This window comes from Methylobacterium sp. J-067 (assembly GCF_022829465.1).
GTDB classification, from domain to species: Bacteria; Pseudomonadota; Alphaproteobacteria; order Rhizobiales; family Beijerinckiaceae; genus Methylobacterium; species Methylobacterium litchii.
The window spans coordinates 1-352 of sequence record NZ_JAKSXZ010000080.1; the positions used below are offsets into that span (position 1 = coordinate 1).

Sequence of the window (352 nt, forward strand, 5' to 3'; positions counted from 1 at the left end):
GGGCGATGGACGAGGCCGAGGTCGACGCCGCCCACAACTCCACCGCCGACACCGCCGTGGCGCGGGCGAAGGGTCTGAACCTCTCCCTGTCCACCTTCCGGACCCCGGCGCCGGCCCCGCAGCCCGCCCCGTCCGGTCGCCTCGCCGCCGACTGCCCGCGCCGTTCCGGGCCGGTGATCGACCTTCGCTCGCGTGTGTCGGCGGATGCCCGCGAGGACGAGGAGGCCCCCGGCGCGATTTGCGTATGGGAGGGCGTCACCCCCGTTCGCCCCGACACCGCGCACGTCCGCGCCCTGCGGTTCCTCGACATCGCGGGCGAGGCTCTGACCGCCCTCGCTCTGATCGCCGGAGG

General features: G+C 75.6%; 1 pseudogene. It reads left to right on the forward strand.

Annotation, left to right across the window (positions count from 1 at the left end):
• Positions 1–352: pseudogene (locus MKK52_RS07945) on the forward strand (hypothetical protein); the annotation flags it as partial.